Below are 24,980 nucleotides of genomic sequence, written 5' to 3'. Positions count from 1 at the left end.
GCTATTTGTCGCACTTCCACTAATAAGGGCAACGTTAAGGGGCGTTTTATGTCTGTCAATTTATTTATGACCGCCAAAAGTTCAGCTGATTATATAAATACTGGATTAAAAACAGATTCTTATACCGATCTTGATGTAATTTTTCTATCAACAAAGGGATATTTTCCTGCCTTCAATCACCTTAGATACATAGGTAGTGCAAATGATAAGTATGGTAGAAATTTATATAAAATTAATGGGATAAAAGGATTGTATGAAGATTTAATACCATTAGATATAGGCGATTTAGCAGATGGTTTTGTAAACGATCGAGCAATAATTACTGAAGAAGACTGTGCTAAAAGTAAATTTTCATTAGTGAAACATTTTACAACGGAAGATTATGATGATCCTCGTTATGAGTTACTCTTTGATACTACACTGGTTTTAAGAGATGTACAAAAAGACGGAGGAGAACATTCTGAGTATGATTATTATCATGCTAATTTATATTCAATATCAACCCCTTTTTCCAAGTTAGATGAATATGGAATTTTCAACGGAATAATTAGAAGTCCATTTATAAAGTTAATCTCAGATTTACATTTACCTATAACAAGTTTACTAAAAAATGAACTAGAAAAGCTATTCCTTTTCAGGGATGATATTGCACCTTTATGTTTACACCAAATCGACTCTTATTTGTTTGATAGTGTGCCTGTCTATGTGAATATGCCATTACAGATTTCTTATGAGATTTACGATGAATATATGGATATTTTTGATGAAGAAAATATTGATGATATTTTTCTTTTTTATAGACCACATTTAAATGAATTTATTAAAAATACTCAAGATAAATCTAAGAATATCTCAGAACCAAAATCAGCAAAGATTGATTCCATAGAAAAAGAAATTGGTGGTAAATCTGAAACTTCATATCTAAATATTATTCAGGTATTGAAAGATGAATTACTCAATAGAGGGTTATTTGAAAATCAAAGCGATCTTATCAGTTATTTATCTAACTCATACACAGGTTATGCAGGATTAAGTGAAACCAATCTAAGAGAAAAATTCAGCAAAGCCAATAAAATAAAATTAAGCTAAAACACTTCCCCAAAAATCCGGATAGATCCAAATGGACTTATCCGGATTTTTTCTTTTCTGTGCTTTTCCATAATCCACTCCGACACAACAAAGCCCGAAACGGCTTTAACCATCCCAACCAGTACGGAGTAAACACAATGAATCAATCAGATCGTATTATCCGCCGCCTTGACACAATGAAAATGCTAGGCGTAAGCAAATCCACCTTTGCCGATTGGCAAAACCCTAAATCAAAGCGTTATCGTCCTGACTTTCCAAAGAAAATTCAATTAGGGGTTAATTCAGTCGGTTACCTGGAAAGTGAAATCAACTCTTACATTACCAAACTGGCAGAAGCAAGAGCGTAGGAGGTCGTTATGGCAATCAATACGACTAGCACCTATGAACAACAGAAATACATTTTACAGTGTTTATATGCTCGCCCGCATAGTACCAACGAATTGCGAGAGCTAGGAATTTACTTTCCACCCGCACGCATTAAGGAGCTAAGAGATAAAGGTTTCGATATCAAAACATTTTACCGCAAAGAAACCGATTCAAGCGGATTAGCGCACCGTGTGGGCGTGTATGTACTGCACCAAAATGAAGTAAGTCAAAATTATCGATATAACGACTAAGGAGCGACTGAAAAAATGACTAATACAAATCAACAGACCCACACCGAAAAACACAAGCATGCAACGCTATGGACGATTTCGGGCACGTTAGACCGCTTGCGATACCTAGCTGACACTGCAATCAACGGCACTATTCTTGATTATCCCGATAAAGATGGGAATGAGCCACCAGCAACCCCTAAGCAAATCTATGAATTAATCCTTGAAGAAGTAGATTGTGCCATTGAGCAAGTAAACGACTTAAAACGGCAAATCGAAGTACTGGCTATTCATCAAGAACATAGAGCTGATACGAATTATTTACCGCTGGTGGATTAACAATAGTTTTCGGAGCAGTACGCGCGCGCGAGGGTGCGCCCAAATTTAGGCATACCCAAAGATAAGAGGTTTAAAAAATGAGTTACGGAAAAGAGATAGAAAGCCAATTTGCCAAAGCCTATGCCCGAATGGGTAACGCTACGCATGCTTTATTGGCGGTTCTAGGTGATGAGCGAGCTAATCGAATGAAACCGCACACACTACGAGCAAGAGCCAGTGACCTACTGAATCATTACCGAGTATGGGAACAAATCGAGCAGGAAAAAGCAGAGATGCAACAACGTGGGGAGCCCTTACCGCATTACAGGGGGAGAACATGGCGGGCGGATTTAATTACTGATGAAGTCTATGAGCCGATAAAGATACCGCCCCGCCCTTTTGTTATTCCTCGTGGAATGAAAGGGTTGTTTAAAGGGATGGGGCGGTCAAGAAGATCCACCATGAAAACCCCATGATTTTTTAATTAGGAACAAAAAGATCCGCTAATAAAAGGGTAAGTATTTAATGAAATGCGCCATAGCAAAAAACAATGAATTACTGCTTAAACAAGCCATTCAACACTATAGAAAATCGCATCAAATCTTCACGTTTATGAGCCTATACAGCGATAACGAGCCATACCCGATAGATGAGGTCATTCAAGTGTTAGAACAGCGTCTTAATGCGATTCAGTGCGAAATAGACAACGTCACGAAGATGACAGCAGGGCTACGGAAGAATGAGCAATTAGAAACGAGTTTTTACACCACGAAAAAACACTTAGAGACGATGAGAAAAAGAAAACAGGAGATAGACAATGAAATGTAATGCAACCGCAGAGCCATTAATGCAAGAAATCTCAATAGAGCAAATTTTTAACTTAGATTTACCCCTTACGAATGAAAAAGACGGTGCAGTGTTTGCGCATAAGTTTAAAAGGGATTTAGTGGCAATGACAACCTCTCTTATTGTGGCGAAGTATTTTGATAAAGAGCATAAAAACGTTATCAGAGCGATTAAAGATTTAGATTATTCAGACGATTTTAGACGGCTCAATTTCCAGCCGTCCTATTATCAAAATGAACAAAACAAACGCCAGCCAATGTACCGAATGACCCGAGACGGCTTTATGTTTTTGGTGATGGGATTTACTGGCAAAAAGGCGGCTAAGTTTAAGGAGCGGTTTATCTCGTTATTTAACAAGATGCACAGTTGGATTAATCAACGCGTGAAATTATCCAGTAACCAGCATTTGCTCAATGATGCGATTCAATTTGTAGAACTGCAACGTGGCGAAAAGGATGAGCATAGCCACGCCCGAGAAAACACGCTGATTTATATGATTGCTTTAGGGTCAAGTAAGAAGAAATGGCTAAGGGTGAATGGTTATGCGCCTGATGATGATATTCGCGCCCACCTCTCAGAATCACAGCTTGAACTATTGGATTTATTGACGAGTGAAAACGCCGTGATGTTCAAGTTAGGCTTGAGTTATCGAGAGCGTGAAAGCCGATTAAAAGATACCGCACTTTTCTTTTGGGCCAAGCAACAGCGCAAAGCAGCGTAAGGAAAAACACAATGAATGACTATACCGAGATAATTCAAATTCTAGTCATTATGTTGTTATTGCGCCTTATATCAACCCTATAAAACAAAACGCCATAGGGAAATAATCAACCCTAAGGCGTAACTAAGGAAATATCTTATGCAACCAATTAAACTAGGAATTAATATGAAGTTAATTCACAAGCATTATAGCAATGATGAAAACTTTTACAATTTAAACCCTTTACAAAGTGCGGTGAAATTTGGCATTATTTTATCGCAATCAGAAAAAGTGATTGCCAGCCGTGGAAAGCTGAATTTAATAAAGGCGAACGATAGCACGCCACAAAACCGTGCTTTTTTTGTTCGTAACATTCGCACACCTCAAGAATATGCGGATTTTGTTTTCAATCTAAATCCGATCATTCTCTCAATGGTAGAGCGTAATGAGCAGTCTTTGACTGGCTGTCTTCCTTTATTGGCAGTTTTCCACCTTGTTACGCTCTACCGCCCGACCGTGGAAAGTCTAGCGGTAGTTCCTAAAAATCAAATAAAGGACACCGCAGAAATGATCTACAAATTTCTTTGCGTCAATCGCACACAATCGCATTTTAACTTATGCGTCATATCCCTTAATTCTACCACCGAAGAACAGGCACGTTTGAGCCTATCTGCTGATTATCGTTTTATTGCGGTGGTGGCGAGAATCAATCCTCAAAATAACCGCACTTTAGCGGCACTTCCTACCCTTTCTGTATCTGCAACACAAGGGGGCGCATTATGATGACCCAATGCTATGCGATTTATGCGCAAATTCCTGTATCAGAACACTTTGCCTTTGAGAGCATTTACCGCTTTACGACCGACAAAAAGACGGCAAAACGCGGCGTGAAACACTTGAAAAAATCAGATGTGAAGAAAGCCAACTACACGGAATTAAATCCGACAGACTGGGCTATTGTGCTTTATCTCAATGACGATACAAGCAAGCCATTTATTTTAAATGGGGGCTATCGTTTTTATGATTCCGCTTACCAACGCGCGGAAATTGTAGAGCAGCTTTTTCCGCAGTATCTCGTATCAATTCAGAAATTCAATGAAACAAATGTATTTGCGATAAGCGAAAAAGAAGGCTTATTTGGCGGTGAATCTAAGGGGGTATTTTATGCTTAATCAATCAATTTTATCTGCACTACAAGAGATAACAAGCTTTAATCAATTTGCCGAACGCAATCAAGTAGAGCGAATGAAAGTAAGTGATTTAAAAGCCTTGCGTAATGAAACTGAAAATCTTTGTGAGTATATCGAATATGGATTGATGCACTTAGGCGACTTAATGCAAATCTTAGGCAATCTTGCCGACACAGAGCAGGATTTTACACGCGAGGCAATGAGTAACGATAACGTGAAACATATCGGGGGATTAATCAAGGCAAATGCCTATCTACTCAATGCGTTAAGAGAAACCGCTAGCTTAAGCGAATATTATCTTGCTGGTGGCTTAGATGGGGAGATTGAAAGAAATGATGATTAAACCGAACCTACCCTATCAATTAATCTTTGTTTATGACAATGGCGACCAATTCATAGCGGGTAAATATGGCACGCTTAGAGAGGCGTTACAGGCAAAAATCAGATGCAAGCACGAAATAGAACAAGCCGATATTTGCGGTCGAGTGTTAGAAGTGATTACAGTTTTGAAAGGGGAAGAAAATGAAACCAACTAATGCAATGGCACAGCTTGAGAAATGGAAAGCTAACCATAAAGCCACCAGCAATAACGAAATCAAAAATGAATCAGTTAAAAATACGCAAGGAAACGCACGTAGCGAGGCTAAAAGCAAATATCAAGGGAAACTATGGGCTAATCCCTTAGCCTTTCAATTTGCCCAGCTGACGCGCCAATTTAAGCTGATTCATGATAGCAACCGTAAATGTTTAGAGGTTTACCCCGATGATTTTCATCATAAGCTAAAAATGCGTGATGAGATGGTGGACTTAATCGACCGACTAAAAGCGGGTGGCAAGCTCTTTAATGCGCTGGCTAAATCTCAAGGGATAACATTTTGCCGAAACAATCAATCCACCTTAAAAGACTTTAATCAAGCTAACGGCTATTTGATTCATAAGTTCGAAGAAGTGATCACACAAATAAACCGCCTCAACATTGAACGAGTTAAGAGTGAGAAATTACAGGGGGTGGGCAATGAGTAAAACCGCCTTTATTTTGACTGCTGGCTATCACGTTGTTGATGATTTATTTATGCTGACTGTTGTCGCAATGCGAGAAAGCAAAGGGGATATTTTAATTCTTCATCGCGCTTATGCTAAACAAGGTAAACTCACAAATATCAGAGCCATTAATTTAAACCATTACACGCTAGAAATTAGTTTAGGCAATGCACGCGCGCCCATTATTCACGCAGAAGGGAGAAGAGAACGTGCAGAGGCTGAGGAGGCGATAGCACCTTTCAAAACACTCTACCCTACTGCACAAATTAGAGTGATTCAGTTCAAGGACGCATTTTTATTTAAGCAATGTGCAGAAATTGGATTAGGGATTAATGCAGAGCAAGGGGGCAAGAAATGGCTAAATTAATCAATGCCCCTTACGCTAAACAACAAGACCCCACAGGTCAAAGCCTTGTTACTATCTGTATAGGCACGCAAGCACAAGCCATAGCAAAGCATTTTAATGAAATGGGCAAAAGTGCGGTAGAAATTGAGCTAGAAAACACACTAGGCGAGCAAGGGAAATCATTCCCTTGTGTGGTGGTGGATAGTGAGATTCTAGACAATATAGAACTCTATCGCATTGCGCCTAAAAATACCCAGTCTATTCGCTTAATACAGGCGAATAATGGCGTAGCGCTCTCAAATGAAACGCTTGAGCGCATTTATTTAAATATCGTGCAGACCACCAGCGCAGAGAGTGTTATTTATTGCAATGAGGCTGGCGAAATACTAGATGATGTAAGCCGATATATTCAACGGTTACGCAATGGAGACACCTATCACGGGGAAATTAAGCCAATTTGTGAACCTGTCCGAGATAACCACCAGCCCTACACCGAAAAACGCAAGGAGAACGGCATAGAGGGGCTTTTTAGGGTTGTGCCGAAGTTAGACAAGGACACGGGCGAAATGATGGATAAATGCGAGTGGTTGGCTGATTGTGTTGATGTCGTGGGAATTGGGCTTTCCGAGAGCGATTATTTCTCAATTCTTTCATTCCAAGCACAAGGCAAGCCCGAGCCGATTTTAATTGCTTTACCATGGGCGGATATTGGTGAGCGTGCAGGCTGGCAATTACTCAAACAAAACGGGTTAAGAATTACCAATAGCCAACGCTTGAAACCGCATTTAGCGGATTTTCTTCAAGATACCCAGAATAAGCCGATTTATCAAATCGTGAATGAAACAGGCTGGCAATCAGACTTTAACGCCTATGTGCTGCCGAGTGGCGAGGTATTGGGGAAACCTGAACGACCGATTTATTTCAACAGCAAATCAACCACCAGCACAGGCTATCAAGCTAAAGGCACGCTAAGCGACTGGCAGAGGGAAATAGGGCAATATCTCCGAGGCAATCATTCAATGATGCTGGGCGTGGCTTGTTCTTTATCTGCCCCGTTGATTGGCTTAATTGGGGCGGAAAGTTTTGGTGTACATTTGTTCGGTAAATCGAGTGCAGGAAAGACCACTATAGCCAATATTGCGAGTTCAATTTATGGCGAGTCTGATTTAATCCGTTTATCGTGGAACGGCACAAGCTTAGGATTGATTAACGAGGCTTCTGCGCGTAATGATGGCTTTATTCCTCTTGATGAAATCGGACAAGGGGCAAGCAAAAAGCACGTAGAGCAAACCGCCTATGCGTTATTTAATGGTGTGGGAAAAATACAAGGTGCAAAAGACGGCGGAAACAGAGAACTAAACCGCTGGCGGATTTTGGCATTTTCTACGGGTGAGCAAGATTTAGAGCTTTATTTAAAACAAGACAATATCAAAACTAACGCAGGGCAATTAGTCCGCTTGTTAAATATCCCCATCACGCCTACTAGCACGTTTTATCATTTTGGCAATGGTAAAGCCCATGCCGACCATTTGAACGCAATGACAAGGCGTTACTACGGCACAATGGGCAGAGCGTGGATAGAATGGTTACTTGAAAATAAAAGTGCGGTAGCGGCTGAATATGAGCGTTTAAGCGAGCAATGGCAAGCTATGCTACCAAATGACGCAAGCTCACAAGTAAAACGAGTGGCAGGGCGATTTGCCATTTTAGAAACCGCTTTACAGTTGGCAGCGCATTTAACAGGCTGGGAAACGAGCGAAAACAAAACCGCACTTCTGCACGAATTTAACGAATGGATAAATGAATATGGGCTACATTCCCGAGAAGAAAAGCAAATCATTGAGCAGGTGAATGGCTGGCTTTTACGCAATGGGGCAAGATTTCTAGATTTTCCTTTCAATCCAAATCAGAAAGAACCGAACGACACGGCAGGTTATCGCCAGTTAGCCGACAGCAAAGAACAGCAAGATAGCGATAAATATTGGGTATTTCCGCAAGTGTATATTCAAGATGTTATCAAAGGCTTTAATGAAAAACAGGCAAATGAAATCTTATTGGGTGCAGGAATGTTAATACAGGGAAAAGAGAGAGGTCGTAAATACCTCAACCGTTTACCCAAAACAATAAGCGGAGGGAAAACTATCCGATGTTATGTGCTGGAAATCTTAAACGAGGACGAGGAAAGCGAAGAAATAGAATAAAAAGCCCATTTTGAAATGGTGTAGGCTATCAATAATAAAGAGCAGATCATAATTGATTTGCTCTTTTTTTTATTCCACCAACGAAAAAAAACAAAAAAATTTTTTCCGTGTGTAGATGAGTTAAAAAATATTGGGCATTTTGGGCACGAAAACAACAAAATATAAATATATCAATAACTTATAAAAAATAGCGTGCCCAAATTACCCCTTTCCGTGCCCAAAAATAGGCTTTCCGTGCCCAATTTTAGGGCTTCCGTGCCCAGTCAAAAAATAATCAATCTTTCACCGTGCCCAATTTGTACCCAGCCGTGCCCAGTGCATTGGGCACGAAAATCGCATTTAAGTTATTGATTTTAAAGGTGCGTGCCCAAATGCCCAGCGTGCCCAGTGTTTTTTAGTTATCTATACACTTTTTTTATTTTTTAGGTGGTGGATAGCTCTGGTTGATTCATAGGTAAAACTTTACTAAACGTAGTAGAGATAAGAACAAGGCTTAGTGCAGTGCATTGAGCCTTTTTTATTGAATTTCGGGATCAGTACGCGCACGCGCGCGAGGAAATGAGCAATAAAATATTTACTTCATACCCTTAAAGCGTATAATGAGCAGCAAATAATATTTAGCCTATTTATCGTGAAACTATCGTTTATTGAATTACCGCCCTTTGAGCGTTATAGAAAAGCACATTTATCTGATGATGAATATCGGACTTTTCAGAATGAGCTATTAGAAAACCCCGAAAAAGGCGATGTGATACAAAATACAGGCGGATTGAGAAAGATTAGAATTGCCGATAGTGAGAGAAATAAAGGCAAACGTGGTGGCGCAAGGGTGATTTATTACTACTTTTTAGACGGTGCGCAAATATGGCTTTTTAGTGCTTACGGAAAAGGTGAAAAAGCAGACTTAAACGAAAGCGAGAAACGCGCATTTAAAGTTGTATTAGAGAATTTGAAAGCAATGGCAAGGGGGAAAGAATGAGCCGTTTATTTGATGATTTAATGGAAGGCGCGCAAGCTCTTGAGCAACATTTACAAGGTAAAATCACACTCCGCACAGAAACGCGCGAACGAATCGAACCCGCAAGCATTACGGCAGAGGAAGTGAAAGCAATTAGAGAGAAATTAAACCTTTCTCAAGCTGTCTTTGCGCAGAAGTTACGAACCAGTGTAAGAACCTATCAAGGCTGGGAGCAAGGTAAAACCAAACCTAGCGCACACGCCTCTTTATTGTTGCGTATGGTGGATAAAGCACCGCAAACCTTTGAGCTTATCGCTGGGATATAATAATCAATCATCAACGCTATTAATGATAGAACGCCTACTTTTAGGCGTTTTTTTATTGAGTTTTGCGACCAGTACGCGCGCGCGAGGGGTAAAATCGCTATGGGCTTACCTGTCAAAACCGTACATTCAACTCAATTTTTACAACCGCGAAATTAATATTTTATGACGATGACAGATGACGGAGACTAAAAACAGACTTATTCCCTCTTGAATAAAAGGTACTCCTAAACGGGTTAGAGCTTCCACGGGTTTTCGGGCTCGCGGTTTTCGACAGTTTTTTGACATCTTAGGCATCATCATCTTCCCGTTAAATCACTTTTTATAGTTCCCAAAAACCTCTTTTTTTTATAGGCACTTTTGATTTTAGTTATACGTTTAGTTATACTGAGTAAAAGACAAATCACACAGATCTAGCAATAACAAGGCTTACAAGCAATAATTCAGATGACCCCAGCCCACCACCCCTTTATTTTTCCTCTTCTAAGTTTTCAATAAAAGCAATAATTTAGTTTTTCTACTCACCTTAGTTTTAGTAACTGCTACCTTGTTATTACCTAGCACATTATTAGCGGAATCACTCATATTCGTTACTCGATGGGATATGGATATGAAATAATAAAGAGAGATTTTATGACCAGAATTAACCTTGTTCCTCCTGCTGAACTTTGCGATCAGCATCTATTAGCGGAACATAGAGAGCTAACACGGATTCCAAATGCTGTTGCGAAAGGAAAATTTAGCTTAAAAGGGCAGCCTGAAGATTATAAATTAGGCGAAGGACATGTACGATTTTTCTTTAATAAACTTGCGTTTTTAAAGCAACGTTACAACCTATTGCATGAAGAGTGTCTTGCTCGTGGTTTCAATGTACAATATTTTTGGGCAGAGGAGCTACCAGATGATCCTAATCTTTGGCAAAATTATTTGCCCACAGAAAATGCTTTAGCATTAAACCGTGAGCGAATTGCATTGCGTATGCCTGTAAAGGCACGATTTACCGCAAGAAAATAAAGCCCAGAAAGGGCTTTAGCTCTCATTGTTTAGGATGAAATATAATCAGCACCCAAACCGATCATTGTAGTTTCTATAGTGCGGTAGCCTTCTGCACCATTTGGGAGAAATTGCCAGTGATGGATAAACTAACTCTAGCTGTTCTAGGGTATGTTTGCTAAGTTGAGAAATCACTTCACCTATTTAATTTTTCTAACGTATTGATTTTATCTAATCATTAACAAATTCTTGGCAATGGTTCATTTGTTGGTAAATCTAACAATCGACTTTGTCCAAAAATGCCCACTAAACGCACTTTTTTGTCGGTTGTTACTTCACCAATCACAGCCGCATTTTCACCTAATGGATGACGATGAAGTGCGGTCAAAATTTCTGGTGTTTTTTCAGCGGAGGCAACAATAACTAATTTCCCTTCATTAGCGAAATTTAATGCTTCAAGACCCAGTAATTCACAAATCCCCCGCACTTCTTGACGAATTGGCAAGGCTTGTTCATCAATATTCATGCCTAGCTGTTGCGCCTGTGCAAATTCATGCAAAACCGCATTAACTCCCCCACGGGTCGCATCTCGAACGGCTTTTACGCCATCTACTTCACGTAAATTTTCAATCAATGGATACAGCACGGCGCAATCACTATGAAGATCCGTTTGGATACCCAGTTTTTCACGTAAATTTAAGATTGTTGCGCCATGATCCCCAATGGTGCCGCTAACAATGATTTTATCGCCAGCTTGAATTCGATGAACACCCCAATCCAAATTTTGAGGAACAACACCAATTCCACTTGTATTGATAAAAATCTTATCCACTGCGCCTTTTTGTACCACTTTTGTATCGCCAGTAACAACCTGAATGCCTGCCGCTTTTGCCGTTTCCGCCATTGATAGAATAATTGCCTTAAGATCCGCAAGTGGCAATCCTTCTTCCAAAATAAAGCCACAGGATAAATATTTTGGTATCGCCCCGCACACAGCTACATCATTTGCCGTGCCACACACCGCTAATTTTCCTATATTACCACCAGGAAAAAAAATGGGATCAATGACAAAACTATCCGTACTAAATGACAGTGTTTCGCCTTGTTTTGCTAATTCTGTTAATGGAATTCTAGCCTGATCTTCCCCTTGCGCCAAAATAGGATTAGCAAAGGCTTCAACAAAATAATCTTGGATCAATTTTTGCATGGCTGCACCGCCATTGCCGTGCGCCATAGTGATAAATTCGCTCATTTTATTCTCTCCGATATTGATAATAGGCTGCACATGCGCCTTCGGAAGAAACCATTAATGCGCCATAAGCGTTATCAGGATTACAACCTGTGCCAAATAATGGGCAATCAGATGGTTTACAACGCCCAGTCAAGACATCACCACAACGAGAATTAGGATCATCCGCCACCTTTTGCGCTTGGCTTTGGAAATAAATTTCGGCATCAAATTCACGATAAGCCTCCGTCAATTCCACACCTGATTGTTCAATTTCCCCTAAGCCACGCCATTCACTGCTTGCTTTAAGCTGGAATACTTCTTGCATTGAACGTTGGGCTAAAGCATTTCCGTGATCATCAACAATTCGTTTATATTGATTTTCGATTTCACAACGGCCATCAACAAATTGCTGCACTAACATCACAATCGCCTGCAAAATATCCAAAGGTTCAAAACCGGTAATCACAAAAGGTTTGTGATATTTATCGACAATCCCTTGATAAGGCGATGAACCAATCACCATACTCACATGCCCTGGCGCAAGAAAACCATCAATTTTGACTTGATCTTGAGCCAGCAAGCTATGTAACGTTGGAATAATTGTGATGTTTTGGCAAACAATCCAGAAATTTTTTGTTCCCAGTTTTTTGGCTTGCTGAAGCGTCACTGCTGTGCTCGGCATCGTTGTTTCAAATCCTAAGGAAAAAAAGACGACTTTTTTATTCGGATTATTTTGTGCAATATTCAATGCATCCAAAGGTGAATACACAATGCGAACATCTGCGCCTTTCGCTTTTGCTTCTAAAAGCGAACCTTTGCGACCTTTCACTCGCATTGCATCACCAAAGGTACAGAAAATAACATCAGGTTTTAGCGCAATTTCAATACAGACATCAATACGCCCCATCGGAAGCACACAGACAGGGCAACCTGGGCCATGAATAAATTCGATACTTTTTGGCAATAGCCGATCCAATCCAAATTTAAAAATCGTATGGGTATGTCCGCCACACACTTCCATTAAATACAATGGATTCTGCGCCGTAAAGTGCGGCATTTTTTCCATCAATTTTTCAAGTTGCGCCACTAAACTACGGGCAAGTTCAGGATCGCGAAATTCATCAACAAATTTCATCGATTATCCTTGTTTACGTTGTTGTTCTAGCCAATTTAACCACTCACTGAGACCTTGTTCAGTTGTCGCGGAAAGTTGAATCACTTCAATATTCGGATTCACACGTTTTGCATTGGCAATGCATTGTTCTACATCAAATTTCAAATAAGGTAATAAATCCACTTTATTTAAAATCATCAAATTTGATGCGGCAAACATATGTGGGTATTTAAGCGGTTTATCTTCGCCTTCTGTCACAGATAAAATCACCACTTTCGCTTTTTCACCAAGATCAAATTCAGATGGACAAACCAAATTTCCCACATTTTCGATAAACATAATACTGTCAGCTTGTGGTCTTAATTTCACCATTGCTTCGCTAATCATTTGTGCATCTAAATGACAACCTTTGCCTGTATTCACTTGAATAGCCGGCACGCCAGTCGCACGAATACGATCTGCATCATTTTCAGTTTGTTGATCGCCTTCGATGACATAACAAGTGCGGTCATTTTTGAGGGCATTTAGCGTCGTCGTTAAAAGGGTGGTTTTGCCTGAACCCGGACTCGATACAAGATTTAAAGCTAAAATATGTTGTTTCGCAAAGAATGCACGGTTTTGATCCGCGAGTTGATTATTTTTTCCGAGAACATCTTGTTCTATTTTTAACAAACGTTTTTGAGTATCGTCTGCATCGACTGGTTTATTGAAATGAAATGTTGAATGTGAAAAGTTTGGTGTACCTGATTGATGACTTCCTTGATCATCATGAGTATGAGGCAATTCACCAATACGGACTTGCTCTGGATGTCCGCAGCCACAGGTTGTACACATAAATCCTCCGTTTTAATGTGCTTATTTGGGCTGAGGTTTCAAACTGACTTTCAACAGAAATAATGTTTAAAACACTCGAAGCCCTTAGCTTTGTCAACAAATTTGCAACAAGCATAGCACAATCAAAATTCGGCTTTTTGATGAAGATCATAAACTGATAATTTCTGTGGCTAATTCATTAATAAATCCATGATGATGGGATGAAATCAAAATGGGTAAGGAAAGTTCACGCAAAAGTGCGGTCAATTTTTCAGTATTTTTTCGATCTAATCCATTGGTGGGTTCATCTAATAATAAGATTTTTGGCTGCATCGCTAAGACACCCGCAAGTGCGGTAAAATTTTTCTCACCACCAGATAAGGTATGTACCATACGATCTTTTAAACGTGTGATACCAAGACGTTCTAATTGCTGCTCTGCGATATGATACGCCTGCTCTCTGGGCACATTTTGGTTTAATGGTCCAAAGGCAATATCATCCAACACTGTTGGGCCAAAAAGTTGATCATCGGCATTTTGAAAACAAATACCAATCGTGCCACGAAAGGGCGCAAAATCTTTTTCTTCACGACAAACATGGCCAAATAGTTTAATTTCACCTTTGCGTACAGGAACAAATCCCAACAAAGCAAGAAGTAACGTCGTTTTTCCTGATCCAATTTCCCCTTGTACGAAAAGACGTTTTTGACCTTCCAAGGTAAAACTCAAATCTTGAATAATCGCTCTACCATTACGTTCTACATAAAGATTATTTACAGCTAACATATTATTTTTCTCTCTTTTTACCGAACTGAAAACCACGACATTTTAACGCCATTTGTGCCGTTTCGGCTTTCAGCAGGGCATGAATCAATAATAAAGCGACACGTTGAGCCGTCACATAAAGGGTTCGGCGATTAAGCCCAGGACGAAATCCTCGAGCTCGCATAGCAATATCCATTTTTTGACGCAATTCGCCAAGCAGTGCAATGTAACGTACGGTCAGCACAAAAAGTTGAATTAATTTTTCTGGCAAAGGCAATTTACCAATGGCTTGTACAAGTACCGCATCATTAATATTCCACAAAAAAAGCCAAAGAGAAATCAACAATAAATGAGTCCGCAAACTCAATTTTTCTGCTAATTCTATCCCTTGGAAATTGAGTTCAATGCCATTTTCTCCAATTTTCCAACTTAATGTCGCCCACATTAAAACAATAAAAATGATTAAAGCAAACCAACGTTTAAGATAGGGCAAAAAAGATTTTTGACTGAACAGCAGTGAAATAAAAAAGAGAGAAACTGCAAGCAAATTAAGGGGGATAAGCCAAGTGAGATCACTTAATCCACTAATGATTAGCCCCCAGATAAACAGATAAATCAACCTAAAGTGCGGTTGAAATAAACGGTGAATTTTCATTAAGAGAAATTCTCGGTACGATTCATGACTTCAGGATACATTTTACCAAGTAAGGTAATCACCCCTACGCTGATAATACTATCCAAAATAAATACTGGAATATGAGAGACCAGCAAGAGCCAAACAAGATTCAGATAACTTTTACCACCATCTAACATCAGCACAAAAGAAGCAAGCGCGCCTGCCCCGCCAACGCCAATTACGCCAGCTCCAATACCGACTAATAAGCGATCTTTTAAAGCCATGTGTGGTTGTAAACGAGAACGGAAAAGATAATGAGCAATCACCGCTGGCGTTGCCATCACGCAAAGATTGACGCCTAACACTGCAAATCCGCCAAAAGAAAAGAAGATGACTTGCAATAAAAGTGCAATAAGGAATGCAGGAAATACAGCCCACCCTAGGAATAAACCAGCCATGCCATTTAAAATTAAATGCACACTACCAATTCCTACGGGCACATGGATGGTTCCAGCCACAAAAAATGCCGCAGCAAAAAGTGCGGTGAGCGGTAAACGTTCTGATTCTAAACGACGTAACCCCACAGCAATGCCCGCAACAGCAAGCACTGCGCCAGCTAATAGAATAGGCGTATGTAACACGCCTTCAGATAAATGCATTAAATACGTCCTTGTTTAATTTTACGCGCATTACGTAAAGCAATAAGTCCAGCAATACCAACGATATAACCGATTCCACCTAAAATATCATGCAAATAAATTTTATCTTTTAAATGCGCAATATCTTCACGAAGAAGCATTAAATCTGCACCGCTTTGATTTTCGGCAGAGGTATGAGCAGCAACAACTGACGCACGGTGTCCTTCATCTCCTTCCACCACAACTTTTAAGGTGGTATGTGGCACATCAGCAATCGAAAGCTTAAATGCGCCTTGGCGGTCTGTTTTTCCAGTTAAAACGGGATCAGCAACACCAGAGCGAAAAACTTCTAAATAAGTTTCAGCCGCTGGGGTCATATCAGAATAATAGGATTTGCCAGAGAGTGTTTGCCCATCATATTGGGCAAACACATAAAGCGCGTGGGCATAAGCATTCGGGAGATAGCAAGCCGCAAAAAGTGCGGTTAAAAAAACAATTTTCTTCATCCCAAATCCATATTATTGCGCATCAAAAGTTAACATATATTCTACAGAGCGACGATCGTAATCCGCATTATTAGTTACTTTTTCCTCAAACTCTGCCCATACTTTGTTAAAGCCTTTAGTTGGCGTAAATTGAGCGATACCTTTTTCATTAGTTAAATTGAATGGTGCATCTTCACTCACTCCCACTTTAATGCCTTGAACGGGTTTACCGTTATGTAAAACAAGGATAGAAAGTGGTTTGTTCGCTTGTGCTTTTTCTTGAGGAATCAATTCATAAGCTTGTTGGTGAGATTTGAAAGATTCAGCATCCCATTTCAAAATCGCTTTACCAAATTTAACAGGATTGGTACTAAATTCTGCCGTTGGCTCTTCACGTTTTGTTTTTTCAACGTATTTACCGCTTGGTAATTTTGACCATACACCATTATCGAAATGAACGAATACTAAATCTGATTTAGGCATAAGATAGGCTTCACCATTTCTGAATTGGTAATCAACTGCGGTTAATTTTCCTTGCGCATTTAAGGCTTGAATAGATTTAAGTTTAGATTCTGGATAGGTTTCAGTTTGTTCATGTCCAAATTTCACCACGTATTCACCCTGGGCTGAAGCAGGTTCAAGCCAAACATTGTGTGCGTTAGCAACAGACATACCTAAAAGTGCGGTTAATCCCACTGCGATTTTTTTTAATTCCATTTTGGATGCTCCTTGTTTGTTTAAGAAAATCTGAACGCATGATAAAATATGAAGTAACTTTAGAGTCAAGTTATTTTTTAAGGTGATTAATGAAAATTGGAGCACTTGCTAAAGCCCTAGGCTGTACCGTAGAAACCATTCGTTATTATGAACAACAAGGTTTAATCCCCACCCCAAAACGCACTTCAGGCAATTTTCGACAATATAATGAAGAACACTTGCAACGTTTATCATTTATTTGTAACTGCCGAAATTTAGATATTTCATTAAGTGAAATAAAAAGCCTACTGAATTTAGAAAATGCTTCAAAACAACAAGCAGAAGAAATAAATCGCGTATTAGATAAACACATTAAAGAGGTAGCCACAAGAATTCACGAACTCGCCCATTTGCGGATGAAATTAATTGAATTACGTGAGAAAACGGTGTCGAACGATGAAGATCCAATGAAATTGCTATTGCAACATAGTGGCGTGAAATTTGTGCGGTTAAAATAACCGCACTTTTAGATTATGGCTGACTAGATAAACGCTGTTTTGCTTCCTTATTGCCTAATTCAGCGGCTTTCTTCAGCCATTCCAATGATTTTTCAGGTTGGTTTTGTGAGCGATAAATATTACTTAACATCATCATCGCATCCGTATCTTTAGCTCGAGCTGTACGCTCAAAAAGCTTAATAGCTTGCTCTGTATTTTGTTTGACGTAATCGCCACGCAGATACATAACGCCAAGGTTATTTAACCCTTTCACACTTCCCTTCTCTGCTGCTTCGCTAAACCACCAATAAGCCTTTTCGTAGTCTCTCACCGTGCCACGCCCAAGGTTATATAACATACCTAGATTGCTTTGAGCGGTGATATTTCCTTCTAACGCCATCGGATACATAATATCGAAAACAGATATCCATTGCTGTTTATTAGCAAACTCTTGTGCCAAATTCATTCTTGCTTGATCATCCATTTTCGAACTTGCTGTAACATCAACGGTTTTCATTGCCCAAATAGGCAAACTACAAGAAAGTAATACTATATGAAAAAATAACTTCAGTTTCATTTATAGGGTTGCTATTAAAAGTAAAACAAAAAACACAGCAGTAATCGCAAATTCTGTTAATCCAACTTGCATAACAGAAAGCTTTTTAGTGGGCAGATAAACCGCTCGCATTAATCCAGGAACAAAAGCTAAGGCTAAAATAAATTGTTGCGAAACCACAAAAATCAGGACACATAATAAGTGAAAAATCACTGATGCCCAAAAATAATGTGGATTTTTTCGCTCACGCATCATGGATTTCACATAAAGCGTTGTTCCAATAAAAAATAATGTTGGATAAATCGCTACCCAAAGTATTTTTTCATCAAAAGTGCGGTCAGAAAAATAATAAGATCCCATTCCTGCTAGGGCAAAAATTAAGATCCCCGCCAAGTCATTCCATAAATTTCGCTCATCTTTTTTCTTGGTGAAATAAATGTTTACCGCGACAAACGGCAGCATGGCAAACATAAAATACAGTACTTGCCAATTATAAATTAACGCCGGAATCGCAAAAATCACAGCAGCAGCAAAATAAATCACAGACCATTTTTTGTATAACTCAAGATTTTTACCTTTAAACAAATTCAAAAAAGGATAAGTCATCAAATAAAGCGAAAACCATCCTAATAATAAAAATACGTGCGCCCATACAGGATTAGCGAGTAACATGCCGTAAATAAAAGGCACCAATGCCATAACAATAGCGCCATGCTGATTAGAGATAAGCAGTTTCATAATGATTAAATAATTGAGAATAATTATCGGGTATTCTAGCCTAGTAAAGAGGATTTTACAAAGTAGTAAACGCTATTTAGAATAGAAGAAAGCACCCCAAAGGAGAATCCTATGACAATTCAACGCATTTTACCCAGCGCACGTTTAAGTGAAGTTTCAATTCATAACAACCTCGCCTATTTTGCAGGGCAAGTTCCAGAGCTAACCATCGAGCAAAATGCCTACGAACAGACCAAAGAAGTATTAGGTTTAATTGATAAATTGTTAGCTGAAATTGGCTCCAATAAAAGCAACATTTTAACCGCGCAAATTTTCTTGGCAGACATGCAAGATTATGCTCAATTAAATCAAGCTTGGGATGAATGGGTCGATCATGTTAGCCCACCAAGTCGAGCGACAGTCGAAGCTAAATTAGCGAATCCTCATTGGAAAGTTGAAATTGTTATTATTGCAACTTGTTAGTTTTTTAAGCCGAATAAACAGGAGAATATTATGGAAAATTGGACAAATGAAATTTGGGTAGCGATTGGTATCGCTTTTATTGTTGGATTATTTATTGGTTACATTATTGTGCGTTTAACCAAAGGCTCCGTAAAGCATCAAGCTAAAACAGAAGCGGAATTAAAAACCGTCAAAACCCAACTTGATACACAAAAGGCGCAAATCGAAAAACATTTTGCAGAAAGTGCTGAATTATTCAAAACCTTAATTAACGATTATCAAAAACTTTATCGCCACTACGCAACCTCCTCCAATAATTTACTGGGCGAAAAAGAGCACAAAGGTTTATTCACCCAACAGTTAATTACTGCAACAGATAAATCTCAAAATGAACAGCCAAGAGACTATTCCGAGGGCGCATCAGGCTTATTTAAAGAAAAGAAAGAAGAAAATTAAAAAGTGCGGCTAAAAATAGAAATGTTTTTAGCCGTTTTGATATAGGAACAATTTATTGTTCTCTTATACCACTCATAAAACCTACATAAAACAAAACCCCGCGATTAGTTTCGCGGGGTTATGAAAGGGTTAGATGGTGCAACTAGCTCGCACTAATATTTTCTTATAAATCATTTTGGTAATGTGATTTTGGCGTAATTTTGGCGTAGTGTGAAATTTGTTTTTTACAGTTTTTCGTATTTATAGTTAATATCTAATTATTAGTTTAAGTAACATTATATAGTTATATCTCTCAAGTTTAGTCGCTGAAAGACATTAAAAGTTGTTTGATTGTTTAAAACTTTAATTTTAGAATCTGTAAGGTCTTCAACAACTTATGGAGTTGGAATGAAAACACTAGGCTAGTGCGTAAAAGCGAGACGAGTTGAGCTTGATTTTACCTAAAAGGAACTAGAAAACCTGATTAGAGTTAGTCAAAACTCGATCGCGAAGATTGAGAGTGTCGGTAATACAATCCATATAGCAAAACTTGCTACCTCTCTTGGCATTAGTGCGCTTGGTTAAGTTCAGGTATTGGCGACCGTGATGATCTTTTCGAAGTCAGCACTAAAGAAAAGAGTTTTATAAGTAATGAGCCTGATTTATTGCATAAGCACAGAATAGATTATTACGATGTGAGAGCAGCAGGATTAACAGGCTTTGAGAATTCAGATTATCCTGAAATCATTTCAAGCCTATATTTAACAGACGAGGGAATGGCACAACTAGTCGGTAAAAAGTCATCAGGCGGAATTTGTCTTGTGAATGTACCAACTGACAGTATGGAGCCTACCATAAGAAAAGGCGATATTGTGTTTTTAGACACAAAGGTTAATGCTTATAGTGGTGATGGTATCTATGCCTTTGCTATTGATGGTGCGTTGTTTATCAAACGTATTCAAAAGTTAGTTGGTGGAGGGTATAGACTACACTCTGACAACAAAGAGTGTTACGATCCGCAAGATATATCAGAAGATATTTGCCAAAGCGCGAAGTTTATCGGTCGTTTTATCCGTACTATACATATTGAGCTAGTAAATCTATAACTAATTAACTCAACTATACTCAACACTTTCCATTTATGGAGGTTTTCTTTAAAGCTAAGAGCTGAATTTTTCGGTCAGATTAAAGTATGAGAAATGAGTTATTGTAGTAAAATTATTTTTGTACTTTGTAAAATAATTTATTTTTTTGAAAAAAGATGATAACCTAATGGGTAAACTATTTATGAATGTAATATTTGGTTCTAGGAAGTTAGAAAAAAAACTAAACTCAGAGACTGAGATTCTAAAAGAATATGGAAAAATATGCGAAAAGAAATTAAAAATGTTACTCTACTCATTAAGAGCAGCTCCCACATTACAGACTTTCCACCCACCATATAGTAAGCCATATCGTTGCCATGAGTTAAAAGGAAATCGTAGTGGTGAGTTGAGTATGGATGTTGAACAACCCTATAGATTATTATTTGAAGTAAATCATAATCCATTACCAACTCTTGGTGCTGGAGGGTTAGATTGGTCAAAAGTAACATCGATTCGGATATTATCTATTACTGATACACATTAGAGAACAATGAAGATGAGCGAAAATCAATTCTATCCTGACTATGCAATTTTGCCTGGAGAAATACTTGAATTTGAATTAGACAGCTTAGAAATGAGTCAAAAAGATTTGAGCGATAAAACAGGTATATCAAAAAAACATATTAATCATATTATTGCCGGTAAAGCTCCTATAACTCCAGAAACTGCAATTTTGCTTGAACGAGTTTTAGGCAAACCTGCTCGTTATTGGTTAAATCTTGAGGCACTATATCAAGAGGCTGTAGCGCGCATCGCAGATAAAGAAAAACTAGAGCGGTATGCAGAATGGGCGAAGCAATTCCCTAATTCAATGTTGCAAAAATTAGGTTTTATTGAAAAACATAATGAGATTACTAAGAAAGTTGATAGTTTACTTCGCTTTTTTGCTATCGGCTCACCTGATGATTACCAAACTGTGTGGGGAAATCTACAAGTCCAATATCGTCAAGATAACAGAACAAAAAACTGCCCTTATAGCAGTGCTGCGTGGTTAAGAGCTGGAGAAATTGAAGCTAATAAAATTCACTGTCAACCCTATTCAGAAAAAGAATTTAAACAAGCTCTCAGTGAAATCAGAACGTTAACAAGAACAACTGATCCGAAGATATTTATTCCAAAACTCAAAGAAATTTGTTCATCTGTTGGTGTTGCTATTGTTTTCGTTCCATGTTTTCCTAACACTGGAATTAGTGGTGCAACACGTTGGTTATCCTCCGATAAGGCAGTAATACAACTTAGCTTACGGTATAAAACGAATGATCACCTTTGGTTTACCTTTTTCCATGAGGCTGCTCACATTTTATTACATGGAAAAAAAAGGATTTACCTAGAATTTGATGGTCCAAATAATAATGTTGAAGAAGAAAATGAAGCTAACGAGTTTGCCCAAAAGCAATTAATTCCAAGATCCGTCTGGGGAAGACTAATAACGCAAGATCAATTTACAGAGAATATTATTAAATCTATTGCTGAAGAAATAGGAATTGCAGAAGGAATTATTGTTGGGCAATTACAACATCATAAGCATTTAGCCTTTAGTACTCTCAATCATTTAAAAGTCAGGTACACCTGGCAATAAGCACAACTACCGCCCCTTGGGGCGGTTTTTTTTAAACTATAAAATACAAACTGCCGAAATCACACAATTTACCTTGCTATATCCATTAATTTTAAGTTTTTCTTATGAAGAACTATCTTGCATTTTATTGGCAGAATTAGACATAAATTTGGCGTAATTTTGACGTAATTAACTGCGAGAAATATACAAAAATAGCCAAAAGTTGGCAATATTCGAGGCTTGAAATTTTGATGGTGGATTGAGTTAATTGCGTGTAAGTGTTTGTTTTTTGAAGTAAATTTTAGAAAAGGAAAAAGCCAGTAAATTTCTACTGGCTTTGATAGATGGTGCACTAGCTGGACTCCAACTCAACTATAACACATTGATTTATAATGATTATTTAAAACAATAAAAAATCTTGTTACTAACCTTGTTACTAAAACACTTTACCATTGCAAATTTTCTATTCATTTTACAATACAATAACATTGCTTAACTTAAAATAATATTTTTTTTATAAAATAGTCTTCACCTCTTCACCTTTGTTAAAAAAATAAGAAAAAAATCTTATTTATTAAATAGTTATATGGGTGAAGACTATCTATTTAAGTCTTCACCAAGTCTTCACCAGTCTTCACCTATAAAAAATAGATAAATTCCTATCTTAAATTATCTTTTCAAACCCAAAATCACCTAAAAAAATCACTAAATAAAATATTTTACTCAACGTATCTAATCGCATCTAAACTATTGAATTTTAAGGTGTTTACTTTATATTTTTTGTATATATATATTGTTCTATGGGCTTTTTATAAGCCGTCTTAATTAAGGCTAAATAAAGGACAAGTTATGCTTAAAAAATTAATTGAGTTACGCCAACAAAAGGCAGAAAAAGTCGCAGAAATGCGAGCAATGCTTGATAAAGCAGAAAAAGAAAATCGTTCATTGGATGAAACTGAATCAGTAGATTTTGATAAATTGAAAGATTTAGTGAAACAATTGAGTGAAGAAATCAATAAATACGAGACCGTAGCAGATGAAGAACGTAATCTTGGTGCGCAATCTAACCCATTAGAAACTCGCAGCACGAAACAATTTTCAAATGATGAATTGCGCCATTACATTAAAACCGGTGAACTTCGCAATTTAACTACGGCTAACGGTGAAGATGGCGGCTATTCAGTCATTCCTCAATTAGACAAAGAGGTCATGAAACGCTTAACAGACGATAGCGTCATGCGCCAGCTTTGTAATGTCGTTCGCTTACCTATCGGTGCGAAAGAATACAAAAAATTAGTATCTGCTGGCGGTGCAACCGTTGAACATGGCACAGAAGGCACAGCGCGCAACGGCACTGCAAGCCCGAAACTGCATGAAGTAACCATTGCATTAAATTCAATCTATGCTTATCCGAAAACCACTCAAGAGATTTTGGACTTCTCAAGCATTGATGTTTTAGGTTGGCTTACTGATGAAATCACAGAGACCTTCACTGAAACAGAAGAAGTAGATTTAACCTCTGGTGATGGTAACAAAAAATCAAAAGGTTTATTGACCTACGAACGCACAACTGAAAACGATAAAGTGCGCCCATTCGGCAAACTTCAAAAAATTGAAGTAGCGGGTGCGGCAAAAATTGAGGCAGACACTTTAATCGATGCGTTCTATACCCTTCACAGTAAATACCGCAAAAATGCCGTATGGGTGATGTCATCAACCATTGCAGCAGCATTACAAAAACTCAAAAACAAAAATGGCGATTACATTTGGCGCGATGGTTTAACAACCGATGCGCCCGCTACATTATTAGGCCGTCCAGTTTACTTCTTAGAGACAATGCCGACAGGTGGTGCAAATCAAGTAGTTATTGCCTTTGGTGATTTCAAACGAGGTTACTTCATTGTCGATCATGAAACAGGCGTACGAACTCGACCAGACAACTTAACCGAGCCAGGATTCTATAAAGTCCACACCGATAAATATTTGGGTGGTGGCGTGGTAGATTCCAACGCAATTAAAGTGATTGAGACAACGGCATAAATCATAGAGGGGCGAAAGCCCCTTTTTTGCTTAATAGGTGAAAAATGAAGAAAGAATTTGAAATCCGCTCTGTAACAATTTCAACGGATGAAGAGAATCAAAAGCTCGTTGGTTATGCGGTCAAATGGAACAGCCCTTCACAAGTGCTTTACTGTGATTTTGTAGAATCCTTTGCGCCTAAAGCATTCAGTGAAAGTTTAGCCAGTGGCGAAGATGTTCGCGCACTCTTTGAACACGACTACACCAAGTTACTCGGTCGCACTAGTGCGGGAACATTAAAACTAGAAGAAGATTCAATCGGCTTGCGTTTTGAATTAACACCACCTGATACCACCTTAGGGCGTGATTTGTTGGTAAGTGTTGAACGCGGCGATATTAGCGGAATGTCTTTCGGCTTTTGGGCTAAAGAAGAAACATGGAATTTTGATGTAGAGCCTTGCCAACGAACCGTACAAAAAGCCGAACTCTTTGAAGTTACCGTAACAAGCATTCCCGCCTATCCTGAAAGTAGCGTAGAAATTGCTAAGCGTTCGATGGTCGCTGCCAAAGAAAAAACACAGAAACACTCTACCGCACTTTTGAAACAGTGGCTTGATGTGATGGAGGCTTAA

General features: G+C 38.6%; 34 protein-coding genes. 24 read left to right on the top strand and 10 right to left on the bottom strand.

Annotation, left to right across the window (positions count from 1 at the left end):
• Positions 1-48 precede the first annotated feature (48 nt).
• From LIX50_RS01940 to LIX50_RS01865, 16 genes are all read left to right on the top strand, one after another.
• Entirely contained in the window at positions 49-1,089 is a 1,041-nt protein-coding gene (locus LIX50_RS01940; RefSeq protein WP_048953962.1) for a hypothetical protein, read from the top strand.
• A gap of 137 nt (positions 1,090-1,226) precedes the next feature.
• Positions 1,227-1,436 carry a helix-turn-helix transcriptional regulator gene (locus LIX50_RS01935; RefSeq protein ID WP_048953963.1) on the top strand — a complete coding sequence of 70 codons (210 nt, stop codon included), beginning with the start codon at positions 1,227-1,229 and terminating at the stop codon, positions 1,434-1,436.
• Between the two features lie 9 nt (positions 1,437-1,445).
• Positions 1,446-1,706, top strand: coding sequence for a helix-turn-helix domain-containing protein (locus tag LIX50_RS01930; RefSeq protein WP_048953964.1), 261 nt, complete (start codon positions 1,446-1,448; stop codon positions 1,704-1,706).
• Positions 1,707-1,721: 15 nt separating this feature from the next.
• Entirely contained in the window at positions 1,722-2,024 is a 303-nt protein-coding gene (locus LIX50_RS01925) for a hypothetical protein (RefSeq protein WP_048953965.1), read from the top strand.
• Between the two features lie 77 nt (positions 2,025-2,101).
• Positions 2,102-2,479, top strand: a complete 378-nt coding sequence (locus tag LIX50_RS01920) for a terminase (protein ID WP_048953966.1) — start codon at positions 2,102-2,104, stop codon at positions 2,477-2,479.
• Positions 2,480-2,820: 341 nt separating this feature from the next.
• Positions 2,821-3,570, top strand: coding sequence for a Rha family transcriptional regulator (locus LIX50_RS01915; protein ID WP_226385857.1), 750 nt, complete (start codon positions 2,821-2,823; stop codon positions 3,568-3,570).
• Between the two features lie 138 nt (positions 3,571-3,708).
• Positions 3,709-4,332 carry a host cell division inhibitor Icd-like protein gene (locus LIX50_RS01910; protein WP_226385856.1) on the top strand — a complete coding sequence of 208 codons (624 nt, stop codon included), beginning with the start codon at positions 3,709-3,711 and terminating at the stop codon, positions 4,330-4,332.
• Positions 4,329-4,721: a hypothetical protein gene (locus tag LIX50_RS01905; RefSeq protein WP_048953968.1), complete on the top strand. Its 393-nt coding sequence runs from the start codon at positions 4,329-4,331 to the stop codon at positions 4,719-4,721. Before LIX50_RS01910 ends, LIX50_RS01905 begins: the two co-directional genes overlap by 4 nt.
• Complete coding sequence (locus tag LIX50_RS01900) at positions 4,714-5,082, top strand: hypothetical protein (RefSeq protein ID WP_080351581.1); 369 nt, start codon at positions 4,714-4,716, stop codon at positions 5,080-5,082. The genes LIX50_RS01905 and LIX50_RS01900 overlap by 8 nt, the downstream gene beginning before the upstream one ends.
• Positions 5,072-5,275: a hypothetical protein gene (locus LIX50_RS01895; RefSeq protein WP_048953969.1), complete on the top strand. Its 204-nt coding sequence runs from the start codon at positions 5,072-5,074 to the stop codon at positions 5,273-5,275. The genes LIX50_RS01900 and LIX50_RS01895 overlap by 11 nt, the downstream gene beginning before the upstream one ends.
• Positions 5,262-5,762 carry a hypothetical protein gene (locus LIX50_RS01890; protein ID WP_048953970.1) on the top strand — a complete coding sequence of 167 codons (501 nt, stop codon included), beginning with the start codon at positions 5,262-5,264 and terminating at the stop codon, positions 5,760-5,762. The genes LIX50_RS01895 and LIX50_RS01890 overlap by 14 nt, the downstream gene beginning before the upstream one ends.
• Entirely contained in the window at positions 5,755-6,147 is a 393-nt protein-coding gene (locus tag LIX50_RS01885; RefSeq protein WP_048953971.1) for a hypothetical protein, read from the top strand. The genes LIX50_RS01890 and LIX50_RS01885 overlap by 8 nt, the downstream gene beginning before the upstream one ends.
• A complete protein-coding gene (locus tag LIX50_RS01880; protein WP_048953972.1) occupies positions 6,135-8,327 on the top strand; it encodes a DUF927 domain-containing protein in 2,193 nt (730 codons plus the stop codon). The genes LIX50_RS01885 and LIX50_RS01880 overlap by 13 nt, the downstream gene beginning before the upstream one ends.
• Positions 8,328-8,958: 631 nt before the next feature.
• Positions 8,959-9,306, top strand: a complete 348-nt coding sequence (locus LIX50_RS01875; RefSeq protein ID WP_048953973.1) for a type II toxin-antitoxin system RelE/ParE family toxin — start codon at positions 8,959-8,961, stop codon at positions 9,304-9,306.
• Positions 9,303-9,611 carry a helix-turn-helix domain-containing protein gene (locus tag LIX50_RS01870; RefSeq protein WP_048953974.1) on the top strand — a complete coding sequence of 103 codons (309 nt, stop codon included), beginning with the start codon at positions 9,303-9,305 and terminating at the stop codon, positions 9,609-9,611. The genes LIX50_RS01875 and LIX50_RS01870 overlap by 4 nt, the downstream gene beginning before the upstream one ends.
• Positions 9,612-10,241: 630 nt before the next feature.
• The gene (locus tag LIX50_RS01865) at positions 10,242-10,622 is read left to right on the top strand and encodes a pyrimidine dimer DNA glycosylase/endonuclease V (protein ID WP_048953975.1); all 381 of its coding nucleotides are present in this window, start codon (positions 10,242-10,244) and stop codon (positions 10,620-10,622) included.
• 217 nt (positions 10,623-10,839) lie between these two features.
• Here LIX50_RS01865 and hypE read toward each other — a convergent pair whose 3' ends face one another.
• The 8 genes from hypE to LIX50_RS01820 form a co-directional block, all read right to left on the bottom strand.
• A complete protein-coding gene (gene hypE, locus LIX50_RS01855) occupies positions 10,840-11,853 on the bottom strand; it encodes a hydrogenase expression/formation protein HypE (RefSeq protein ID WP_048953976.1) in 1,014 nt (337 codons plus the stop codon).
• Position 11,854: 1 nt separating this feature from the next.
• Positions 11,855-12,967, bottom strand: a complete 1,113-nt coding sequence (gene hypD / locus LIX50_RS01850) for a hydrogenase formation protein HypD (protein WP_048953977.1) — start codon at positions 12,965-12,967, stop codon at positions 11,855-11,857.
• Positions 12,968-12,970: 3 nt separating this feature from the next.
• Positions 12,971-13,780, bottom strand: a complete 810-nt coding sequence (gene hypB / locus LIX50_RS01845; protein WP_048953978.1) for a hydrogenase nickel incorporation protein HypB — start codon at positions 13,778-13,780, stop codon at positions 12,971-12,973.
• 147 nt (positions 13,781-13,927) lie between these two features.
• Positions 13,928-14,545: an energy-coupling factor ABC transporter ATP-binding protein gene (locus LIX50_RS01840; protein ID WP_048953979.1), complete on the bottom strand. Its 618-nt coding sequence runs from the start codon at positions 14,543-14,545 to the stop codon at positions 13,928-13,930.
• A gap of 1 nt (position 14,546) precedes the next feature.
• Positions 14,547-15,179: an energy-coupling factor transporter transmembrane component T family protein gene (locus tag LIX50_RS01835; RefSeq protein WP_048953980.1), complete on the bottom strand. Its 633-nt coding sequence runs from the start codon at positions 15,177-15,179 to the stop codon at positions 14,547-14,549.
• Positions 15,179-15,799 (bottom strand): cobalt transporter CbiM, encoded by a 621-nt coding sequence (gene cbiM / locus LIX50_RS01830; RefSeq protein WP_048953981.1) that lies wholly within the window; start codon positions 15,797-15,799, stop codon positions 15,179-15,181. The genes LIX50_RS01835 and cbiM overlap by 1 nt, the downstream gene beginning before the upstream one ends.
• Positions 15,799-16,284 (bottom strand): hypothetical protein, encoded by a 486-nt coding sequence (locus LIX50_RS01825; RefSeq protein WP_005642909.1) that lies wholly within the window; start codon positions 16,282-16,284, stop codon positions 15,799-15,801. Before LIX50_RS01825 ends, cbiM begins: the two co-directional genes overlap by 1 nt.
• A gap of 12 nt (positions 16,285-16,296) precedes the next feature.
• Positions 16,297-16,980 (bottom strand): DUF4198 domain-containing protein, encoded by a 684-nt coding sequence (locus LIX50_RS01820; RefSeq protein ID WP_046939341.1) that lies wholly within the window; start codon positions 16,978-16,980, stop codon positions 16,297-16,299.
• Between the two features lie 89 nt (positions 16,981-17,069).
• Here LIX50_RS01820 and LIX50_RS01815 point away from each other — a divergent pair, with 89 nt between their 5' ends.
• Positions 17,070-17,477 carry a Cd(II)/Pb(II)-responsive transcriptional regulator gene (locus LIX50_RS01815; RefSeq protein WP_048953982.1) on the top strand — a complete coding sequence of 136 codons (408 nt, stop codon included), beginning with the start codon at positions 17,070-17,072 and terminating at the stop codon, positions 17,475-17,477.
• Between the two features lie 13 nt (positions 17,478-17,490).
• On the opposite strand, the gene LIX50_RS01810 is transcribed toward LIX50_RS01815, so the two are convergent.
• The gene (locus tag LIX50_RS01810; protein WP_048953983.1) at positions 17,491-18,033 is read right to left on the bottom strand and encodes a tetratricopeptide repeat protein; all 543 of its coding nucleotides are present in this window, start codon (positions 18,031-18,033) and stop codon (positions 17,491-17,493) included.
• Positions 18,034-18,750: a YwiC-like family protein gene (locus tag LIX50_RS01805; RefSeq protein WP_048953984.1), complete on the bottom strand. Its 717-nt coding sequence runs from the start codon at positions 18,748-18,750 to the stop codon at positions 18,034-18,036.
• Between the two features lie 111 nt (positions 18,751-18,861).
• On the opposite strand from LIX50_RS01805, the gene LIX50_RS01800 reads away from it, so the two are divergent.
• The 7 genes from LIX50_RS01800 to LIX50_RS01770 all read left to right on the top strand — a co-directional run bounded on the left by LIX50_RS01800 (position 18,862) and on the right by LIX50_RS01770 (position 24,980).
• On the top strand, positions 18,862-19,212 hold the full coding sequence (locus LIX50_RS01800; RefSeq protein WP_048953985.1) for a RidA family protein: 351 nt from the start codon (positions 18,862-18,864) through the stop codon (positions 19,210-19,212).
• A gap of 30 nt (positions 19,213-19,242) precedes the next feature.
• Positions 19,243-19,647, top strand: a complete 405-nt coding sequence (locus LIX50_RS01795; protein WP_048953986.1) for a YhcB family protein — start codon at positions 19,243-19,245, stop codon at positions 19,645-19,647.
• Between the two features lie 674 nt (positions 19,648-20,321).
• The gene (locus tag LIX50_RS01790) at positions 20,322-20,732 is read left to right on the top strand and encodes a helix-turn-helix transcriptional regulator (protein WP_226385855.1); all 411 of its coding nucleotides are present in this window, start codon (positions 20,322-20,324) and stop codon (positions 20,730-20,732) included.
• Positions 20,733-20,877: 145 nt separating this feature from the next.
• Positions 20,878-21,255, top strand: coding sequence for a type II toxin-antitoxin system RelE/ParE family toxin (locus LIX50_RS01785; protein ID WP_226385854.1), 378 nt, complete (start codon positions 20,878-20,880; stop codon positions 21,253-21,255).
• A gap of 6 nt (positions 21,256-21,261) precedes the next feature.
• A complete protein-coding gene (locus LIX50_RS01780) occupies positions 21,262-22,350 on the top strand; it encodes a HigA family addiction module antitoxin (protein ID WP_065422549.1) in 1,089 nt (362 codons plus the stop codon).
• 828 nt (positions 22,351-23,178) lie between these two features.
• Positions 23,179-24,369 carry a phage major capsid protein gene (locus tag LIX50_RS01775; RefSeq protein ID WP_048953988.1) on the top strand — a complete coding sequence of 397 codons (1,191 nt, stop codon included), beginning with the start codon at positions 23,179-23,181 and terminating at the stop codon, positions 24,367-24,369.
• Positions 24,370-24,413: 44 nt separating this feature from the next.
• On the top strand, positions 24,414-24,980 hold the full coding sequence (locus LIX50_RS01770) for an HK97 family phage prohead protease (protein ID WP_048953989.1): 567 nt from the start codon (positions 24,414-24,416) through the stop codon (positions 24,978-24,980).

The organism is Haemophilus sp. Marseille-P9675 (assembly GCF_916862695.1).
Classification (GTDB): Bacteria; Pseudomonadota; Gammaproteobacteria; order Enterobacterales; family Pasteurellaceae; genus Haemophilus; species Haemophilus haemolyticus_K.
This window is presented reverse-complemented; position numbering and strand designations above follow the sequence as displayed.

Coding starts and splice junctions, on each gene's coding strand:
- LIX50_RS01820 (WP_046939341.1), bottom strand. CDS start 16,980: ATGGAATTAAAAAAAATCGCAGTGGGATTAACCGCACTTTTAGGTATG.
- LIX50_RS01930 (WP_048953964.1), top strand. CDS start 1,446: ATGGCAATCAATACGACTAGCACCTATGAACAACAGAAATACATTTTA.
- LIX50_RS01865 (WP_048953975.1), top strand. CDS start 10,242: ATGACCAGAATTAACCTTGTTCCTCCTGCTGAACTTTGCGATCAGCAT.
- LIX50_RS01815 (WP_048953982.1), top strand. CDS start 17,070: ATGAAAATTGGAGCACTTGCTAAAGCCCTAGGCTGTACCGTAGAAACC.
- LIX50_RS01835 (WP_048953980.1), bottom strand. CDS start 15,179: ATGAAAATTCACCGTTTATTTCAACCGCACTTTAGGTTGATTTATCTG.
- LIX50_RS01935 (WP_048953963.1), top strand. CDS start 1,227: ATGAATCAATCAGATCGTATTATCCGCCGCCTTGACACAATGAAAATG.
- LIX50_RS01925 (WP_048953965.1), top strand. CDS start 1,722: ATGACTAATACAAATCAACAGACCCACACCGAAAAACACAAGCATGCA.
- LIX50_RS01910 (WP_226385856.1), top strand. CDS start 3,709: ATGCAACCAATTAAACTAGGAATTAATATGAAGTTAATTCACAAGCAT.
- LIX50_RS01810 (WP_048953983.1), bottom strand. CDS start 18,033: ATGAAACTGAAGTTATTTTTTCATATAGTATTACTTTCTTGTAGTTTG.
- LIX50_RS01885 (WP_048953971.1), top strand. CDS start 5,755: ATGAGTAAAACCGCCTTTATTTTGACTGCTGGCTATCACGTTGTTGAT.
- LIX50_RS01775 (WP_048953988.1), top strand. CDS start 23,179: ATGCTTAAAAAATTAATTGAGTTACGCCAACAAAAGGCAGAAAAAGTC.
- LIX50_RS01770 (WP_048953989.1), top strand. CDS start 24,414: ATGAAGAAAGAATTTGAAATCCGCTCTGTAACAATTTCAACGGATGAA.
- hypE (WP_048953976.1), bottom strand. CDS start 11,853: ATGAGCGAATTTATCACTATGGCGCACGGCAATGGCGGTGCAGCCATG.
- LIX50_RS01880 (WP_048953972.1), top strand. CDS start 6,135: ATGGCTAAATTAATCAATGCCCCTTACGCTAAACAACAAGACCCCACA.
- LIX50_RS01920 (WP_048953966.1), top strand. CDS start 2,102: ATGAGTTACGGAAAAGAGATAGAAAGCCAATTTGCCAAAGCCTATGCC.
- hypB (WP_048953978.1), bottom strand. CDS start 13,780: ATGTGTACAACCTGTGGCTGCGGACATCCAGAGCAAGTCCGTATTGGT.
- LIX50_RS01805 (WP_048953984.1), bottom strand. CDS start 18,750: ATGAAACTGCTTATCTCTAATCAGCATGGCGCTATTGTTATGGCATTG.
- hypD (WP_048953977.1), bottom strand. CDS start 12,967: ATGAAATTTGTTGATGAATTTCGCGATCCTGAACTTGCCCGTAGTTTA.
- LIX50_RS01940 (WP_048953962.1), top strand. CDS start 49: ATGTCTGTCAATTTATTTATGACCGCCAAAAGTTCAGCTGATTATATA.
- LIX50_RS01795 (WP_048953986.1), top strand. CDS start 19,243: ATGGAAAATTGGACAAATGAAATTTGGGTAGCGATTGGTATCGCTTTT.
- LIX50_RS01825 (WP_005642909.1), bottom strand. CDS start 16,284: ATGAAGAAAATTGTTTTTTTAACCGCACTTTTTGCGGCTTGCTATCTC.
- LIX50_RS01780 (WP_065422549.1), top strand. CDS start 21,262: ATGAAGATGAGCGAAAATCAATTCTATCCTGACTATGCAATTTTGCCT.
- LIX50_RS01870 (WP_048953974.1), top strand. CDS start 9,303: ATGAGCCGTTTATTTGATGATTTAATGGAAGGCGCGCAAGCTCTTGAG.
- LIX50_RS01890 (WP_048953970.1), top strand. CDS start 5,262: ATGAAACCAACTAATGCAATGGCACAGCTTGAGAAATGGAAAGCTAAC.
- LIX50_RS01840 (WP_048953979.1), bottom strand. CDS start 14,545: ATGTTAGCTGTAAATAATCTTTATGTAGAACGTAATGGTAGAGCGATT.
- cbiM (WP_048953981.1), bottom strand. CDS start 15,799: ATGCATTTATCTGAAGGCGTGTTACATACGCCTATTCTATTAGCTGGC.
- LIX50_RS01915 (WP_226385857.1), top strand. CDS start 2,821: ATGAAATGTAATGCAACCGCAGAGCCATTAATGCAAGAAATCTCAATA.
- LIX50_RS01905 (WP_048953968.1), top strand. CDS start 4,329: ATGATGACCCAATGCTATGCGATTTATGCGCAAATTCCTGTATCAGAA.
- LIX50_RS01800 (WP_048953985.1), top strand. CDS start 18,862: ATGACAATTCAACGCATTTTACCCAGCGCACGTTTAAGTGAAGTTTCA.
- LIX50_RS01900 (WP_080351581.1), top strand. CDS start 4,714: ATGCTTAATCAATCAATTTTATCTGCACTACAAGAGATAACAAGCTTT.
- LIX50_RS01895 (WP_048953969.1), top strand. CDS start 5,072: ATGATGATTAAACCGAACCTACCCTATCAATTAATCTTTGTTTATGAC.